Consider the following 17,639-nt stretch of genomic DNA (forward strand, 5'->3'; position numbering starts at 1 on the left):
CAACATAATGAAAAACATAATAAGCTTATTATTGTTAAGTACAACTTCGGTTTTTGCCCAGCAGACCGATTTTAAAACCCCTTATGAAAAAGGAAACGGCAACCAATCGGCAACATATAAAGAAGCCATCGAATATTATCAGAGACTAGACAAAGGCTTCGAAACCATTGCAATGAAAACAATGGGACAAACCGATAATGGCGAACCGCTTCACATCGTAACTTTCGCAGCAGATAAAAACTTTGATTTCCGTCAGTTGAAATCCGGCACTAAAGCAATTATGCTCATCAACAACGGAATTCATCCCGGGGAAACTGACGGTATAGATGCTACAATGCTTTTTATGAGAGATTTGGCTTCAGGAAAAATTTCCGCTCCAAAAAACACAGTTGTGGTTGCAATTCCGGTTTACAACATTGGCGGCTCGATGAATCGAAATTCCACATCGAGGGTAAATCAGAACGGTCCTGAGGAATATGGCTTCAGAGGAAATTCAAGAAATTACGATTTGAACAGAGATTTTGTAAAATCGGACACTAAAAATTCAAGAAGTTTCCAGGCTCTTTTCAATTTTGTAAATCCTGATGTTTTTATTGACAATCATGTAAGCAATGGAGCAGATTATCAATACACATTAACTTACATCGCCACACATTATCAAAAGTTAGGCGGTACATTGGGTACTTTTTTTAACGAAGAAATGATGCCTGCAGTGTTAAAAGATTTGAAATCCAAGAAAATCGAATCAACGCCTTATGTAAACATTCATGACAAAACTCCTGAAACTGGTTTTGCTAAAAGCATGGAAACTCCCAGATTTTCAACTGGATATGCTTCGATGTTTAATACTTTGGGCGCAATGGTGGAAACACATATGCTGAAAAAGTATTCCGAAAGAGTAAAAGTAACTTACGAATACATGCTGTCTACGTTAAACTTTACGGATAAAAATGCTGCGAAAATTAAAAAACTTCGCAAAGATAACCTTGAAAATTACCTACCGCACAACAAATATACCGTTCAGTGGGAAATCGATTCTGCCAAAGTGAAACAGATTCCCTTCCTCGGCTACGAAGGCAAATACAAAGCAAGTGAGGTTTCTGGTAAACCGCGTTTGTATTACGACAGAACAAAACCTTTCAGTAAAATGATTCCTTTTTATGAAGTTTACAAAGCGAAAAAAGAAATTGTTATTCCAGAATATTACATTGTACCACAGCAACATTGGGAGGTTATCGATTTAATGAAACTGAACGACATTGACATGGTGAAACTGAAAAAGGACACTACTATCAATGTGGAAAGCTATAAAATTGCCGATTACAAAACTGCAACCCAACCGTTTGAAAATCATTATTTCCACTACAACACCTCGGTAACGGCAAGCAGAGAAAATGTCACATTCAAGAAAGGCGATTTAATTATCAAAACCAGCCAGCCAAAAGTAAAATACCTTTTGGAAACATTGGAACCGGAAGCGGCTGATTCTTTCTTCAACTGGAATTATTTTGATATTATCTTACAACAGAAAGAATATTTTTCGGCTTATGTATTTGAAGATTTAGCCAAACAGATTTTAGATGAAAACCCAAAAATGAAGGCCATATTCGAGAAAAAACGCAACGAAGACAAAAAGTTTGCAGAAAGCGGAGAAGCACAATTAGATTGGGTATACAAAAACTCCAAATACTTTGAAAAAGCTTATCTGCAATACCCAGTTTACAAAAAAATGAGTTATTAATTATGAGTAAAACAGTCTTATTTCTGGTTTTCACATTATTTTTATCAACTTCATGTTTCGCGAATGAACCAACTATTCAACGTGAAATTATTCATAATGGAATTGGTATGGGAAGCGTACTCGCTATCGTAACATCGTGGTCCAGAAATAATTCTGTTCTTTGGGCATTTCTTCATGGAATCCTAGGATGGCTCTACGTCATTTACTTTATAATAACACGAGAAAACAAATAAAAAAAGCCGCTTATAAGCGGCTTTTTTTATTTGTTTTAAGGGATAACTTTTTCTTCCTGAAAAAGGAGTTTGATATTCTCGTAGGAGTTCTTTAAAGCTTCTTTTATTTCTTCCGGTTTCATCCAGACAACTTTTTCTATACCTTCCTCAATTTGCCCCTCTGGCATTCCTGTAAAGCTGGTCTTCATTTCGTACCAATGAGTAATTTTAAGCTTGTAACGTCCGTTGCGTTTGAAAACATGATACGTTTTTTGAAGCTTACCGGTTATTTTCAAACCTGTCACACCGGTTTCTTCCTCAACTTCTCTTATTGCAGTTTCTTCGATAGCTTCACCTTTTTCAATTCCACCTTTTGGCAAATCCCATTTTCCGTTTCGAAAGATGAAAAGTACTTCGCCATTCTTATTGTAAACCAATCCTCCACCCGCTTTTACGACTGGCATCTTCTCTTTCAGCTTGTGCATGATTTCTTTTTCATCCGGATGATATAAAAAAGCTCTATCAATTTTATTCTGAAACATTTTTACAATAATCTGCTTGATATCAACACTTTCCAGAAGAAAAAGTTGAAAATCGGTTTCTTTGACAACTTGATTTGTCAGGAAAAGTGGTTTATCGTTTACAAAAACTTTATACATTTGTAATATGATTTTTAACACAGACACAGCTAAAAAAACAGCCGAATTGCTTTTACAAATAAACGCAATTAAATTAAATCCCAAAAATCCTTTTACATGGGCTTCGGGCTGGAAATCTCCTATTTATTGCGATAATCGCATAACCCTCTCATTTCCACCAATTAGAAATTATTTGCGTGAGGAATTTGCAAAAAACATTGAAAAACAATTTGGCAAACCCGATGTTATTGCCGGAGTCGCTACTGGTGCCATTGGTATCGGTATGCTGGTTGCGGAAATTATGGGACTTCCTTTTGTTTATGTTCGACCGGAAGCTAAAAAACACGGACGCCAAAATCAGGTGGAAGGTTTTCTGCAAAAAGGCCAAACAGTTGTTGTAGTGGAAGATTTGATCAGCACAGGAAAAAGCAGTTTACAGGCCATTGAGGCTTTGAGAGAAGCCGGTGCCAACGTAAAAGGAATGGTTGCCATTTTCACTTACGGATTTGACGTTGCAGAACAAAATTGTAAAGAAGCCAAGTTGGATGTTTTCACTTTAGGAAACTACGACTCTTTATTGGAAGAAGCTGTTGCCAAACAATACATTACCGAAGAAGAACACGAAACACTGAAGGAATGGCGTAAGAGTCCATCTACCTGGGGTATTGAAGTATAAATAACGATTAACAATTATGAATTTAGAAAGCCCGAAAGTTAACGTTGAGAAATCCGATGAGTATTTATTCAACGCATTAACGGATGTAAAGAATTTTGAAAAATTAATGCCGGACTCCATTGCCAAATTTGAGGTTTTGGATGAGAATGCTTTCATCTTCGGATTGAAAGGAATGCCGGAAATTAAATTAAAAATGAAAGACAAAGTAGCACCAAACAAAGTAATTTTAGGTGCTGCAAGTGACAAATTACCTTTTACTTTAACAGCGAACATCAAAGCGCTTACGCCTAACACATCTGAAGTTCAGTTAATTTTTGACGGTGAGTTTAACCCTATGATGGCCATGATGATTAAAGGACCAATCTCCAAATTCATCGAAACCCTGGCGGCAAACATGAACAAACTTTAATAGTTTCAGAATTTTAAAAATAAAAAAGGCTTTCATTCATTTGAGAGCCTTTCTTTTAATACAGCATTTGCACTTCTTTTATGTCAAATTGACGAATACTGTCATCTTCCAATAAAATTTCAAGTTTGCCCACCTCATTTACTTTTTGAATAATTCCCATAAACCTAAAACCGTTTGCATCTTCAAAAGGCATCGGCACTCCTTTTTTGAATAAAAATTGGTCATATAGAATCCAGAAATGACTTTGATTCCCGGATTGAAGTGAAGCGATGTTTTGCTTGAGTTTTTCAAGTATAACTTTCAGTACTTCTTCTTTATCAAATTCTTTCTCAACAACCGTAAAAAGTGAACCTGCTTGGGGTAACCCTTCAAATTCCTTTTGATTAACGTTAAGACCAATTCCGATAATGGAAAAAATCTCCCCATTACTTTTGATACTGTTCTCAATCAGAATACCGCCAATTTTCTTATTCTCTGCCAAAATGTCGTTTGGCCATTTTATCGATAAATTGGGAATCTGAAACGTATTTAAAGCTTCAGCAATACTTACGGCAACTGTTACATTCAAATTAAAAATCGAATGAATTTCAAGCAGCAAATCTTTAACAAGTACACTGAATGTAAGGTTTTTACCGGATTCATTTTCCCATTTCGCTCCCATTTGACCACGTCCATCAGTTTGGTTTTCAGCGACTGCCACGGTAAAATTCTCGACAAACTGTTTTGACAGCTTTTCCTTTAAAAAGTCGTTTGTGGAAGGTATGGCATCGAGTTTGATGATATTCATGAAAATAATTAACTTTAGATAGTTTAATCTTATGTTAAGATGTCAAAAATAAGGACAAAAATGGTAACTTTGCGAAAATATACAATTTATAAATGGCAGTAAAAGATATTAGTAATGATGATTTGTTAGCAAACATCATCAAAGGGATTGAAGACGTAAAAGGAAACGATATTGATATTTTAGATTTAAGAGAAATAGATAACACCGTTTGCGATTATTTCGTAATTTGTAACGGTAATTCCAACACACAGGTAAATGCAATTACCAACTCTATTCAAAAAGTAGTATCCAAAGAATTAAAAGACAAGCCTTGGCATGTGGAAGGAACCGAAAATGCCGAGTGGGTTTTAATGGATTATGTAAGCATCGTTGTTCACGTTTTCCAGAAACATATCCGTGAATATTACAACATTGAAAGCTTATGGGGCGATGCTAAAATCACCTCAATTGAAAACAAATTCTAACATTTTATTTTCATGTCAAAAGATAATAAACCTACTAAAATTAAAATCAGTCCGTGGTTTTTATACGGAATAGCGCTGTTGATTTTAATTGCAATACAAGTTATATCCAGCGGATCGAATTTTCAGGAAATTAAACCTACGAGTATTTCCAAATTCTATCAGTTTTTAGATTCAGGTCAGGTTAACAAAGTGGTTTACAACAAAACCACAGCACAGGTATATCTGAAAAAAGAGGCTTTAAAAGCGAAAGACCATTCCAAGCTTAAGAAAGAAACCTATTTTGGAAAAGAAAATACCGGGCCACATTACTCTTTTGATATTGGAACCAACAACGAACTTTTCCAGAAAAAACTGGAGGAAGCTCGTCTGTCAGGAAAATTAAACGATTATGCTTCCGAACCGGAAAGTAACTGGGGAGAAATCATCATTACCTATTTACCGTTAATCATCATCATCGGTTTCTGGATCTACATGATGCGCAGAATGTCCGGCGCTGGTGGCGGTGGCGGAGGTGGACAGATTTTTTCTATCGGAAAATCGAAAGCTAAATTGTTTGATGAAAAAAACGATGTTAAAGTTACTTTCAAAGATGTAGCCGGATTAGAAGGTGCTAAAGAGGAAATCCAAGAAATCGTAGAATTCTTGAGAAACCCTGAAAAATATACTGAAATTGGTGGTAAAATACCTAAAGGCGCCTTATTGGTCGGCCCACCTGGAACCGGTAAAACCTTATTGGCCAAAGCCGTTGCCGGTGAAGCTAAAGTTCCGTTCTTCTCCCTTTCCGGATCGGATTTCGTGGAAATGTTTGTTGGAGTTGGAGCTTCCCGTGTACGTGACTTGTTCAAACAGGCTAAAGAGAAATCACCAGCCATCATTTTCATTGATGAGATTGATGCTGTGGGACGTGCCCGCGGTAAAAGCAACTTTTCAGGTTCAAATGATGAGCGTGAAAACACCTTAAACCAGTTATTAACCGAAATGGACGGTTTCGGCACCAATACACACGTTATTGTTCTCGCCGCTACCAACAGAGCTGATATTTTAGATAAAGCTCTGATGCGTGCCGGACGTTTTGACCGCCAGATTTATGTAGATTTACCGGATATTCGTGAGCGTAAGGAAATTTTCGAAGTACACTTGAAACCACTTAAAAAAGAGGAAGAACTTGATACCGATTTTCTTGCCAAGCAAACACCTGGATTCTCCGGAGCCGATATTGCCAATGTTTGTAACGAAGCCGCTTTGATTGCTGCTAGAAAAAACAAAAAGGCAGTTGGTAAACAAGATTTCCTTGACGCAGTAGACCGAATTGTAGGAGGTTTGGAAAAGAAAAACAAAATTGTTACCCCTTCCGAAAAACGTGCCATTGCCATACATGAAGCAGGTCACGCTACTGTTAGCTGGATGTTGGAGCACGCTGCACCTCTTGTAAAAGTTACCATAGTGCCCCGAGGACAAAGCTTAGGAGCTGCCTGGTACTTACCTGAAGAGCGTTTAATTGTTCGCCCGGAGCAAATGTTGGATGAAATGTGTGCTACCATGGGAGGTCGTGCTGCAGAAAAAGTAATTTTCGATAAAATATCCACCGGTGCTTTGAGTGATTTGGAGAAAGTTACCAAACAAGCCAGAGCTATGGTAACCGTTTACGGATTGAATGATAAACTTGGTAATATCACTTATTACGATTCATCAGGTCAAACCGATTATAACTTCTCTAAACCCTATTCGGAAGACACAGCAAAAGTTATTGACAAAGAAATCTCCGATTTGATCGAAAACCAATACCAGAGAGCTATTCAGATTTTAGATCAAAATAGAGACAAACTGGTTCAATTGGCCGATATTCTTATAGAAAAAGAAGTAATTTTCAAGGACGATTTGGAAAACATTTTCGGAAAACGTCCGTTTGAAAAATCAGATATTGAAGCGGTTACGGAGAACGAATAATTTTGTTAAATATTTTTTTATAAAAATCTTAATTCAGTTGCAGGATTGAATTAAGATTTTTTTATCTTTGGTTATTATCAAATTGTGAAATTCCCAGATTTTATATAATATATGAGTCTTTTCAGAAAGTTTTTTGGCACCTCATCCGAAGATTCGAATGAAGACAAAGAAAAGGATAAAACAAGTCCTTATCTTCCGGATCCGGTGATGCCTATCGACGAACTCTTTACCTATAATTTCAAAAAAAACGGAGGCAAATTTTTATATTGTGAAAATCTGCCGGAAGTACACGATAACTTTGAGAGCATTTTAGAAGAAAACGACTGGTTTGAAAAAGAAGCTTTATGTCTTGAACCAAAACTTTACAGTCTTTTGGATGAGAACAAATTAAATTACACCAGCCCAAAAGACCCAAAATTCCTTCTGACTTCCTGTGAAAATCTGATAGCCAACGAGGGTTCTATTTTATTTTCATCAAAACAAATCAAGCAATACAAACCAAGTGATTTACCGGATAACATTGTAGTTCTTGCTACCACCAGTCAAATTACAGGGAACAAAAGTGATGGTTTAAGGGAAATCAAGAAAAAATACGAGAAAGAAATCCCAACCAATATTACAACATTTAAATACTTCGAAAAAGCTAAAGAAGAAGATTTCCTTCAATACGGAAGTTGCCCTAAAAACTTATACCTACTGCTTTTAGAAGATTTGTAATATGCGCGAAAGTATCATACGAACTCTTTCCGGAATAGTTTATATACTACTTCTTGTTTCGGCAACTTTATATTCCGAATATACGTTTTCACTTCTTTTCGGAATGTTTATGCTTATTTGCACAGTTGAATTCTGCAAACTGATTCACCTGAAGAATTCCGTACCGATTCTTTTGGCATTAACCAGTTATGTGCTTTTTGCCTTTTTCCACACCGGCAACCCCAAAACAGATGCATTACTCACATTAGGAGCCTTGTTTGTTTCCGTAAATTTGATCCTGGACCTGTTTCTGGAACGTGTTAAACCCAAAAACGACAATCTTTCAAAATATGTAACCCTTTTTGGCTACATCATCCTTCCCTTTGTTTTACTGATGAAACTACCAATAATAGAGGGGCCTTATAATCCAAAAATCATCATTGGTGTATTCATTATCATTTGGATAAATGACACCTTTGCTTATATTGTTGGAAAATCTATAGGGAAACACAAGCTTCTGGAACGTATTTCCCCAAAAAAAACCATTGAAGGTTTCTTAGGCGGATTATTTTTTGCTATGGCCGGAAGTTATGTTTTGAGTCTGTATTTCACCAGCTTATCCCCAATTACTTGGATCGCCACCGGGTTTATTGTTTGTATTTTCGGTACTATAGGCGATTTAATCGAATCAAAATTCAAACGTCAGGCCGGAGTTAAGGACAGTGGGAAAATAATGCCTGGACACGGAGGTATTTTAGATCGCTTAGATAGTGTTATATTTGCAATACCATTTTTATATTTATTTTATCAAATTATAAATTATGTTCATACAGTTTCATAAAGAAGGAGCAAAAATTATATTAGGGGCTACTATTACAGCTACTGCGGTTATCTTTTTAGCCGATGAATTCGTAACTAACTTCTGGCTTCAGAAAGCTATTCAGGTATTCACCCTGTTTATGCTGATTATGATATTACAATTTTTCCGTAATCCAACCCGAATTACTGCCATAAACGACAATCATGTTATTGCACCCGTTGATGGAAAAGTGGTTGTTATTGAGGAAGTATACGAATCTGAATACTTTAAAGACAAACGTTTAATGGTATCCATTTTCATGTCGCCGATTAACGTACACGTTACGCGTTACGCAGTAAACGGATTAGTAAAGTTCAGCAAATACCATCCCGGAAAGTACCTTGTGGCGTGGCATCCAAAAGCCAGTGAAGAAAACGAAAGAACTACAGTAGTAGTTGAAAGTCCTGTTTTCGGAGAAATACTATACCGCCAAATTGCCGGAGCATTAGCCCGACGCATTGTTAACTATGCAAAAGAAGGAATGCAGGTTGTACAGGGAACGGATGCCGGTTTCATTAAATTTGGTTCGAGAGTGGATTTATACTTACCTTTAGGTACAGAAATCAACGTTAAGCTTAATGAAAAAGCTGTTGGAGGAAAAACCATCATTGCAATTAAAAAATAATGAATTCTACGGAATTAAATAAATTATTTGACGAGGCTTTTGAAAATGCCCAATTAATACCGCAATCTTCAGTCCCCATAGATATGCAGCTGATTTTGTATGGCTTATATAAGCAGGCTACATCAAACGATTCGGATCGGTTTTTTTTTCGACAGGATTCACAAAACATCCGAGGTGCATTTAAATTAAATGCCTGGATGCAGGTAAACCATCTCTCGGCAGATGATGCCAAAAAACAATACATAGAAATTATCAATAAACTTATGAAAGAACGAAATTTGTAAAAGTTTCGTTTTTTATTTTATCTCCATCAGCATGAAAATTCAAAGAGTAATTATCCTTTTTTTGGTTGTAATGACAATGGTTTCCTGCCGCAAAAAAAACAATCTTGAAGAAGTGGTTCAGATACCGGAGCCGGAAGCACAAGAAACGCAATCCGTCTATGGAAATCCAGCTGATGTAAAAGCAGCAAAAGGTAAATTCAAAATGCGTGGCTTACCATATGCTTACACTGCTTTAGAGCCTTATTTAGATGCTAAAACGATGGAAATTCATTATTCCCGCCATCACTTAAGCTATTGCAACAATTTAAATAAAGCTATTAAAGGCACAGAACTTGAAAAATGGACTTTGGAACAGATTCTAAAAAGTTCTGATCCAACCAATATGGAAATCAGAAACAATGCCGGCGGGTATTACAATCATAATTTATTCTGGGAAGTAATTGCTCCCAAAGCTGGCGGACAACCCAAAGACAGTTTAGCCACTGCCATCAATCGCGATTTTGGTTCTTATGATGCTTTTAAAAACCAGTTTGTCACCGTAGCCGGACAACAATTTGGATCAGGCTGGGCTTGGTTAGTGGTAGATAAAACCGGAAAACTAGTTGTGGGAAGCACCTCTAATCAGGACAACCCCATTATGCCAGATATGCCGGTATCTGGAATACCGATATTAGCACTAGATGTTTGGGAACACGCTTACTATCTGAAATTTCAAAACAAACGTGGTGACTACATTTCAGCCTTCTTTAATGTTGTGAATTGGTCGGCAGTAGAGAAAAAATATCTGGAAGCCAGTAAAAAAACGCAATTAATGCCTTAAAATCAGATGCTTCTTAAGGCATCCATTAACACATCAACATCTTCTTTTGTATTGTAGTGACTGAAAGAAACACGCAGGCTTGGCTTTTTAACCTCTTCTGAGTCAAGAATTTCAGCCAAAACATGCGATGGCTTTACACTTCCACTCTGGCAGGCACTTCCTCTGGAAACCGCAACTCCTTTCATATCAAGATGAAACAGCAACATAGACGTTTTGTCTTCCGGAAGCGGTAAAACCACATTCAGAATATTATACAACGTTTCTTCACCATTAATTTTCATCTGAGGAAAATCAATTTCAAGACATTCAATTGCATACTTTTTCAACGATGCAATATAAGCGCTCTCTTCCTTTAAATGCTGATAGGCTAACTCTAAAGCTTTTGCCATGCCGACAATCTGATGAACCGCTTCAGTTCCGGCACGTAGTCCTTTCTCCTGCTCTCCACCAAAAAACAAAGGCTGTATTCCTGCGTTCTTCTTAACATAGGCAAACCCGACTCCTTTTGGACCGTGAAATTTATGTGCGCTGGAAACCAGAAAATCAATTCCCAGTTCTTGTACATTAATTTCCGTTTTCCCAATGGATTGGACAGTATCAGAATGAAACAAGGCATTATAATCGTGAGTAATTCTAACCGCTTTCTCAAGATTTAAAATGGTTCCTATTTCATTATTCACATGCATTAAACTCACTAATGTTCTTTTGTTTTGAGACAGCAGTTCCACCAAATCGGTAAAATCAATCTCCCCATTAGATTTCAGAGTCACAAAATCTACCTGAATACCAAATTCTTGCTTTAAAACTTCAGCAGTATGAAGTACAGCATGATGCTCTATTTTACTGGTGATAATTCGTTCAACTCCAAGATCTTTAACCGCGGATCGTAAAATCCAGTTATTGGCCTCTGTACCACAGGAAGTAAAAATAATTTCCGGCGCCGTTGCGTTAATTTGTTTGGCAATCGATTTTCTTGCTGTTTCCAAAAGCACTTTGGCACTTCTCCCATAACCATGTGTAGATGACGGATTTCCAAAATCTTCAGAAAGTATTTTTATCATTTCGGACACAACTTCCGAGCGAATTTGTGTTGTAGAGGCGTTATCTAAGTATACTTTTTTCATACTATTCGGAAACAGTTTGTTTTTTTAATTTACGGTTAAAGATAAGTTTTTCATTGAAAACCACTATCGAAATTAATATCAGGGAATACGAAATCATCTGAACCTCAGAAACATTTTCCTTGTAATAAAATATGGCAATCAAAAAATTCAATATCGGATTGATGTATAACATAACACCAACTGTTGAAGAATTAATCCCTTTAAGCGCAAATAAGTTAAGAAACAGCGGAATGATAGTGAACAGTATCACTATAAAAACAAGACAAATATAAAACAAACTTTCTGTCGGAACCGGACCACTAAACTTCGGATAAAACGGTAACAGCAATATTCCTGCCGTAAGTAATTGGATATTCAGTGCTACAAACTTATCAATTTCCGTATTGGTTCGTTGTGAGATAAGGTACAACGCATAAGTTAACGCAACAATCAAACTGTAAAAAATATCCGCAAAACTGTTAAAAGAAAGCAGTACACAACCTAAAACACTAATCCCTACCGCAATCCATTGGTATTTACTTAACCGTTCTTTAAGCATAAAAAAAGCTAAAACTGTTGTTAATATAGGACAAACCAAATAAGCAAAAGAAGCAGCTTTTACACTGATGTGGTTCATTACATAAATAAATATAAACCAGTTAGCGGTTAACAACAAACCGCCACCTACATTTACTTTAATAATTTTATTTCTCTCTGATTTTGATTTTGACATGACCGTTTTCCAGTCTTTCAGAAGCACATGCCTGCGTATAACAAGATTTATAGCCGATATCAACAAAACACTTAGAAAAACACGATAAAACAAAATGTCCAGCGAAGGATAATGATGTATCGGCTTTAAAGCCAGACTAAAAAAACCCCAGATTACAAAGGCCGTAATGGCTGCCAGATAGTATTTATTGATTTGCATAAAAAAGAAATTCGGAGCAAAGGTAAAGTATTTCCTCCGCTCCGAATTCGATATTATTATTTTATTAAGATTTAGTGTCCGCCTTCGGTTTCGATTTCATCCACATCGATATTTTGCTTTTTCAAGATTGCTTTTACGGCAACCGCAAAAAACAATAAATAAGCAAAACAAAGTACCGGAATAATATAGGATTGGTGAATTCCGATGATATCCGAAAGTTTCCCTTGCAACGGCGGAATAATTCCTCCTCCTAAAATCATCATAATTAAGAATGCGGATCCTTGTGAAGTATATTTACCCAAACCAATAATAGACAAACTGAAAATCGCGGGCCACATGATACTACAGGCCAAACCACCAGCTAAAAATGCATAAATCGCTACGTTTCCGGCAGTAAACAAACCAATTAACATGGCTGCTACACCAAAGATTGAAAAAACAGTCAGGGTTCGCGCCGGTTTGTCTTTACTGATAAAGAAAGCTACTATCTGTAACACTATACAAACCACATAAAAATAAAGTGGCGTCATGTCTTTTTGCGCAATAGTATTTACACCGATAACCACTGAAAAAGCAATCAACGGAACAATTACTAAGGCCATTTTTTTCTTGGCATCCGTCAAATGGAAAACACTGATAGCTCCTGCCCAGCGTCCAATCATCAAACTTCCCCAATACATGGAAATATATGGCGCACTGTCTGAAACACTAATACTTCCGAATTCTTTTAGTTTTAAAAGCTCGGTTAAATTACTTCCGATAGCTACTTCTACTCCAACATAGGTAAAGATGGCCAACATCCCCAAAACCAATTGCGGATATTGCATCGCTCCCCAACCTTCATTGTTTTTTGTGGCAGACCGATACGAGAACAGTAATCCTCCGACAACAACTATTAAAGCACCGGAAAGCCAAAGCATTCTGTTATGCTCCAACCCTTCTTTAAGCGGCTTTATTTCATTCTCATACGAAGTTATTTCAGCTTTTACTGCTTCATTATCAGGAACTACCGATACTTTTTCAGTTGCTTTTTGAAGATCAGCGATTTTTGCTTCTAAAGCCACAATCTTCTTAGCTTCTTCACTTTTATAACTACTGAAAACCGGCACAAAGCAAATAATCAGCAAACCTGTCATTATCACAAGCGTACGCATGGCTTTGTTTGCTTTTTCCATTGGTTCATTCGAAATTCCAGCCGGTACTTTCTTTGAGAAACGAAACAAGGCAGCCGCAGCAATAAAAAGCAACCCTACACATACATAAAGCAAAACTACTTTCCCTAGATCCATACCTTTGATCTGATCGTCTGTAACAGTTGCTGTGGTTCCGAAAAGCGCAAATCCAACAAGTAACGGACCAAGTGCAGTTCCGAAAGAATTGATTCCACCTCCTAAATTCACACGGTCAGCTCCGGTTTTGGGGTTCCCCAAAGAAATTGCAAAAGGATTGGCTGCAGTTTGCTGCAGTGAAAAACCTAAAGCCACTATAAACAAACCAGTTAGCATTCCGGCATACAAATTCGCTTCCACCGCCAGGATCATGGCTCCTGCCCCAAGGGCTGAAAAAAGCAATCCGAAGACAATACTCTTTTTATATCCCCAGCTGCTTACGACATCCTTATTTTTAAAAGTCCCAAAAATGAACAACAACAAGGCACCTACATAATAAGCGGTATAAAATGCAAAATCCACGAGCTGCGACTGAAACTGATCCAGTGAAAAATAGCTTTTACAGAATGGAATAAAAATACTGTTTCCTGCCGCAATAAATCCCCAGAAAAAGAAAACGGTGATTAGTGTATACAACGCAGGATAATTCGTTTGATGTTTAGATGACATAAATTAGTTTTTCATTTGGTTCCCAAATATAGCAATATTGATGAATTTTCGTGTTTTCTTTTATCGCTTTTAAAAACTAAAAATGCTATTTTTGTCCCAAATACAGCAACTTATGAAAAAGTTTTTCGGTTTATTGGTTTGTGCAATGCTTTTAAGCTCTTGTGATGACGGTGATTTGGTTTTGGAATCGTTCAATTTCGATGCCGCTACCATTCAGAAATGTACCGATAAAGAAGTGTTGTTCAAAATTAATGGCGGAGAACTTTTGCTGTTGGACATCCCTGCTTCAAACTTTCCGAATGAAGCCACACCGGTAGACACCCCAAGAATTGTTACCATTTCAGGTTCAAACAGAGTACTTTACAGAAAATACAACGGTACTATTACCAACAATACTATCTGTTCTGTCATTCCGCCGGCTAATCCAACGGTTATCAACGAATGGACTGCGGCAACCGGAGGAACTATTCAAATCATTTCAACGGAAAAAACCACTATTGATCCTGTTACAAGCGAAGTAACGGTTACCGGATACAACCATCAAATTAAATTCATTAACATCCAGTTTGTAAGTAACGATAACACTTTTGTTTTTGAAGAGTATCTTTTCGGAACGTATACTACCGATTTGTAATTAGCGATTTGGATTTTGTTTAATGTGCACTTCGGTGGCACCCAAACCATATTTTTGATAATTGGCATCCTGAAATGAAATTCCGTCATAGCGACCGAGTAAAAAATCGAGTTCTGCTTTCAGGACTCCTTCGCCTACTCCATGAATTAAAACTACTTTCGGCATTCTGTTTTTGATGGCAAAATCGAGTTGTCGTTTCGCAGTTTCCATCTGTAAAGTAAGAATATCATAATTGGACATTCCACGTTTTGAAGGCACTAGTTTTTCAATGTGTAAATCAACTTCCAGAACAAATTCGTCTTTGCGTGATTTCTTTTCTTTAACAAAAGAACGCTTCTTTACCTCTTCCTTTTCTTTTAAAATCTGACTTAAACTCTGATTAGAAGTAAATGACTTTAAATCACTGGTTCTGTTTTCATTAATCAACTCATTTTGCATGAATTTCATTGTAAATCCATCCGCAGTTTCAATGATAATCTGATCCTTTTCAAAACCCACAACTTTACCACTGATTACATCATCAAGCACTGAAACTTTATCCCCTATATTAAACATCTTCTTCTTTATCTTTATGATTACTTGAGGTTTTGGACATTAATTTCATCGCACCGTAAAAGAAAACTATTACGCCGATTACTTGAACCCAAACACTTGGATTAGGTTTCGACTGCTCATAAAAAGCAATTCCAAAAACTGCTAAAAGTATAATAATGTATATGGTTTTCATTGTTACCTTATTTGGACCAAAAATAGTAAAGTTTAAAATATTTTTTCTTAATTTCTGAAGTAATAACTTTTTTTAGTATAATTGTCTTACAGAAAAAAAGCCTCTAATGGAAGAATACATGCTACCCTGCTTAAGCAAAAAACTATTTGGTATAGAATGCTTTGGCTGTGGTACACAACGAGCTTTAGTATTATTATTTAAAGGAGAATTCATTGATGCCTTTAAAATGTTTCCTGCCATTTACACTTTAGTGCTCTTTTTTGTTTTTGCAAGCCTTAACTTTATTGACAAAACCAGAAACTATCACAAAATCATTATTTCACTTGGAATAGCAAATGCAGTAATTATGGTAGTCTCTTATTTTATTAAACATTTTTATATTTTATAGTTAACCAAAACCAAACCATTATGGAAGAAACAAATTTCAACAACTTTGAAACCAAACAAAAATTACCAAATGCTACAGCAGTAATTATTTTAGGCGTATTATCAATAATCACCTGCTGTTGTTACGGAGTATTAGGAATACTTTTAGGAGGTGTAGGTTTGTATTTAGCAAAAAAAGACACCGCCGTATACAACACCAATCCTTCTGCATATACTAATTTCGGCAATATTAAAACAGGAAAGATTTTATGTATTATTGGTATTGTATTAAGCGTTCTGTATTTGATCTATATGATTTGGATGATCAGCTATTTCGGAATGGAAGCATTACAGGATCCGGAATTAATGCAAGAAAAAATGAGAGAACTGATGGGACAATAATCCTATTTATATAAAACAAAAAATCCGCTTTTCAGCGGATTTTTTTATTGCTTATAGTATTTATTTCTCAAATTCTTTAAGTGTATTTATAATTATCGAAACACAATCCATCAATTGCTCTTCAGTCATAACTAAAGGTGGTGCAAAACGAATAATGTTTCCGTGCGTTGGTTTGGCCAATAAACCATTTTCCGCTAATTTCATACAGATATTCCAAGCCGTATCGCTTTCTTCCGTATCATTAATTACAATAGCATTTAACAAACCTTTCCCACGAACTAAAGTTGCAATATTTGAAGTCTCGATATATTTAGCGATTTCAGAACGGAAAACTCCTCCTAAATATTCTGCATTTTCAGCTAAATTTTCCTCTTTTACAACCTCTAACGCAGCAATTGCTACAGCAGCAGCTATAGGATTTCCACCGAATGTAGAACCGTGCTGACCTGGTTTAATAACATTCATGATGTCGTCATTCGCCAAAACTGCCGACACCGGATAAGCCCCTCCTGACAATGCTTTTCCAAGGATTAAAACATCCGGAGTTACATTTTCATGCTGAACCGCTAATAATTTTCCTGTACGTGCAATTCCTGTTTGTACTTCATCAGCAATAAACAATACATTGTGTTTTTCACACAAAGTCTTCGCTTTAGCCAGATAACCTTCAGAAGGAACATAAACTCCCGCCTCACCCTGAATAGGCTCTACAAGAAAACCTGCAATATTCGGAGATGAAGTAATTGCTTTTTCTAAAGCTTCGATGTCATCATAAGCAATTTTTATAAAGCCTGCTGTATAAGGCCCGAAATTCTTACGTGCATTTTCATCGTTGGAAAACGAAATAATAGTTGTGGTTCTTCCGTGGAAATTATTTTCACAAACAATAATTTGTGCTTCATTCTCCTGAATTCCTTTTTTCTCGTATGCCCATTTACGGCATAACTTCAAAGCGGTTTCCACAGCTTCGGCCCCAGTATTCATAGGCAATACTTTATCGAAACCAAAATAGTTGGTAATATACTGCTCGTAAACACCTAATTTATCATTGTAAAAAGCCCTTGAAGTAAGGGTTAAGGTTTGTGCTTGTTCCATCATTGCCTTAACAATCTTTGGATGGCAGTGTCCCTGGTTGACCGCCGAATACGCAGATAAAAAATCGTAGTATTTCTTCCCTTCAACATCCCAAACGTAAACGCCATCGCCTTTACTCAGAACAACCGGAAGCGGATGATAATTGTGCGCACCATACTTATCCTCCAATTGGATGGCTTCTGCTGAACTCATTTTTTCTAACACTTGCATTATAATTTTGATTTAGTAGTTTCAGTTATTATAAAATTCTCAGGGGCTAAATTTCTGTGCAAGTTAACAATTCGTTTCGAAAAAAATAACATTTTACAGTCTTTTTTATGAATTTTATAACAAAAGAGGTTTGTTTGCTTCAAAAATATAGTAAAAAAATCACAACAAAAACTCA

The 17,639-nt window shown here is 36.5% G+C and carries 21 protein-coding genes; 13 read left to right on the plus strand and 8 right to left on the minus strand.

Annotated features, from left to right (window positions below):
• Window positions 1-7 precede the first annotated feature (7 nt).
• On the plus strand, window positions 8-1,741 hold the full coding sequence (locus tag ABGT15_RS06055; RefSeq protein WP_367230533.1) for a M14 family metallopeptidase: 1,734 nt from the start codon (window positions 8-10) through the stop codon (window positions 1,739-1,741).
• A gap of 268 nt (window positions 1,742-2,009) precedes the next feature.
• Here the strand turns inward: ABGT15_RS06055 and ABGT15_RS06060 are convergent, their stop codons facing one another.
• On the minus strand, window positions 2,010-2,612 hold the full coding sequence (locus ABGT15_RS06060; protein WP_367230534.1) for an NUDIX hydrolase: 603 nt from the start codon (window positions 2,610-2,612) through the stop codon (window positions 2,010-2,012).
• Window positions 2,613-2,619: 7 nt separating this feature from the next.
• Between ABGT15_RS06060 and pyrE the strand changes: the two genes are divergently transcribed.
• Both pyrE and ABGT15_RS06070 read left to right on the plus strand, forming a co-directional pair.
• Entirely contained in the window at window positions 2,620-3,267 is a 648-nt protein-coding gene (pyrE, locus tag ABGT15_RS06065) for an orotate phosphoribosyltransferase (RefSeq protein WP_367230535.1), read from the plus strand.
• Window positions 3,268-3,283: 16 nt separating this feature from the next.
• Entirely contained in the window at window positions 3,284-3,676 is a 393-nt protein-coding gene (locus ABGT15_RS06070) for an SRPBCC family protein (RefSeq protein WP_367230536.1), read from the plus strand.
• A 55-nt stretch (window positions 3,677-3,731) separates the two neighbouring features.
• On the opposite strand, the gene ABGT15_RS06075 is transcribed toward ABGT15_RS06070, so the two are convergent.
• The gene (locus ABGT15_RS06075; RefSeq protein ID WP_367230537.1) at window positions 3,732-4,463 is read right to left on the minus strand and encodes a biotin--[acetyl-CoA-carboxylase] ligase; all 732 of its coding nucleotides are present in this window, start codon (window positions 4,461-4,463) and stop codon (window positions 3,732-3,734) included.
• A gap of 92 nt (window positions 4,464-4,555) precedes the next feature.
• Here ABGT15_RS06075 and rsfS point away from each other — a divergent pair, with 92 nt between their 5' ends.
• From rsfS to ABGT15_RS06110, 7 genes are all read left to right on the plus strand, one after another.
• Window positions 4,556-4,927 (plus strand): ribosome silencing factor, encoded by a 372-nt coding sequence (gene rsfS, locus ABGT15_RS06080; RefSeq protein WP_367230538.1) that lies wholly within the window; start codon window positions 4,556-4,558, stop codon window positions 4,925-4,927.
• Between the two features lie 12 nt (window positions 4,928-4,939).
• Window positions 4,940-6,874: an ATP-dependent zinc metalloprotease FtsH gene (ftsH, locus tag ABGT15_RS06085; RefSeq protein ID WP_367230539.1), complete on the plus strand. Its 1,935-nt coding sequence runs from the start codon at window positions 4,940-4,942 to the stop codon at window positions 6,872-6,874.
• Between the two features lie 111 nt (window positions 6,875-6,985).
• Entirely contained in the window at window positions 6,986-7,591 is a 606-nt protein-coding gene (locus tag ABGT15_RS06090) for a lactate utilization protein B/C (protein WP_367230540.1), read from the plus strand.
• Window position 7,592: 1 nt separating this feature from the next.
• Window positions 7,593-8,411 carry a phosphatidate cytidylyltransferase gene (locus ABGT15_RS06095; RefSeq protein ID WP_367230541.1) on the plus strand — a complete coding sequence of 273 codons (819 nt, stop codon included), beginning with the start codon at window positions 7,593-7,595 and terminating at the stop codon, window positions 8,409-8,411.
• A complete protein-coding gene (locus ABGT15_RS06100; RefSeq protein WP_367230542.1) occupies window positions 8,392-9,054 on the plus strand; it encodes a phosphatidylserine decarboxylase family protein in 663 nt (220 codons plus the stop codon). The genes ABGT15_RS06095 and ABGT15_RS06100 overlap by 20 nt, the downstream gene beginning before the upstream one ends.
• Window positions 9,054-9,338 carry an acyl-CoA-binding protein gene (locus ABGT15_RS06105; protein WP_367230543.1) on the plus strand — a complete coding sequence of 95 codons (285 nt, stop codon included), beginning with the start codon at window positions 9,054-9,056 and terminating at the stop codon, window positions 9,336-9,338. The genes ABGT15_RS06100 and ABGT15_RS06105 overlap by 1 nt, the downstream gene beginning before the upstream one ends.
• Window positions 9,339-9,369: 31 nt before the next feature.
• Window positions 9,370-10,158, plus strand: coding sequence for a superoxide dismutase (locus tag ABGT15_RS06110; RefSeq protein WP_367230544.1), 789 nt, complete (start codon window positions 9,370-9,372; stop codon window positions 10,156-10,158).
• 2 nt (window positions 10,159-10,160) lie between these two features.
• On the opposite strand, the gene ABGT15_RS06115 is transcribed toward ABGT15_RS06110, so the two are convergent.
• The 3 genes from ABGT15_RS06115 to ABGT15_RS06125 form a co-directional block, all read right to left on the minus strand.
• A complete protein-coding gene (locus tag ABGT15_RS06115; RefSeq protein ID WP_367230545.1) occupies window positions 10,161-11,282 on the minus strand; it encodes a cysteine desulfurase family protein in 1,122 nt (373 codons plus the stop codon).
• Between the two features lies 1 nt (window position 11,283).
• On the minus strand, window positions 11,284-12,192 hold the full coding sequence (locus tag ABGT15_RS06120) for an EamA family transporter (RefSeq protein ID WP_367230546.1): 909 nt from the start codon (window positions 12,190-12,192) through the stop codon (window positions 11,284-11,286).
• Window positions 12,193-12,263: 71 nt separating this feature from the next.
• Window positions 12,264-14,030 (minus strand): MFS transporter, encoded by a 1,767-nt coding sequence (locus tag ABGT15_RS06125; RefSeq protein ID WP_367230547.1) that lies wholly within the window; start codon window positions 14,028-14,030, stop codon window positions 12,264-12,266.
• 112 nt (window positions 14,031-14,142) lie between these two features.
• Here ABGT15_RS06125 and ABGT15_RS06130 point away from each other — a divergent pair, with 112 nt between their 5' ends.
• Window positions 14,143-14,664, plus strand: coding sequence for a hypothetical protein (locus tag ABGT15_RS06130; protein ID WP_367230548.1), 522 nt, complete (start codon window positions 14,143-14,145; stop codon window positions 14,662-14,664).
• On the opposite strand, the gene ABGT15_RS06135 is transcribed toward ABGT15_RS06130, so the two are convergent.
• Window positions 14,665-15,219, minus strand: a complete 555-nt coding sequence (locus ABGT15_RS06135; protein ID WP_367230549.1) for a Smr/MutS family protein — start codon at window positions 15,217-15,219, stop codon at window positions 14,665-14,667.
• On the minus strand, window positions 15,212-15,391 hold the full coding sequence (locus tag ABGT15_RS06140) for a hypothetical protein (RefSeq protein WP_367230550.1): 180 nt from the start codon (window positions 15,389-15,391) through the stop codon (window positions 15,212-15,214). The genes ABGT15_RS06135 and ABGT15_RS06140 overlap by 8 nt, the downstream gene beginning before the upstream one ends.
• Before the next feature lie 106 nt (window positions 15,392-15,497).
• Here ABGT15_RS06140 and ABGT15_RS06145 point away from each other — a divergent pair, with 106 nt between their 5' ends.
• Both ABGT15_RS06145 and ABGT15_RS06150 read left to right on the plus strand, forming a co-directional pair.
• On the plus strand, window positions 15,498-15,779 hold the full coding sequence (locus ABGT15_RS06145; RefSeq protein ID WP_367230551.1) for a DUF2752 domain-containing protein: 282 nt from the start codon (window positions 15,498-15,500) through the stop codon (window positions 15,777-15,779).
• Window positions 15,780-15,799: 20 nt separating this feature from the next.
• Window positions 15,800-16,159, plus strand: coding sequence for a CCC motif membrane protein (locus tag ABGT15_RS06150; protein ID WP_367230552.1), 360 nt, complete (start codon window positions 15,800-15,802; stop codon window positions 16,157-16,159).
• 60 nt (window positions 16,160-16,219) lie between these two features.
• Here ABGT15_RS06150 and rocD read toward each other — a convergent pair whose 3' ends face one another.
• Window positions 16,220-17,464 carry an ornithine--oxo-acid transaminase gene (gene rocD, locus ABGT15_RS06155; RefSeq protein ID WP_367230553.1) on the minus strand — a complete coding sequence of 415 codons (1,245 nt, stop codon included), beginning with the start codon at window positions 17,462-17,464 and terminating at the stop codon, window positions 16,220-16,222.
• Between the last annotated feature and the right edge of the window lie 175 nt (window positions 17,465-17,639).

It is taken from the genome of Flavobacterium enshiense (assembly GCF_040750275.1).
Taxonomy (GTDB): Bacteria; Bacteroidota; Bacteroidia; order Flavobacteriales; family Flavobacteriaceae; genus Flavobacterium; species Flavobacterium enshiense_B.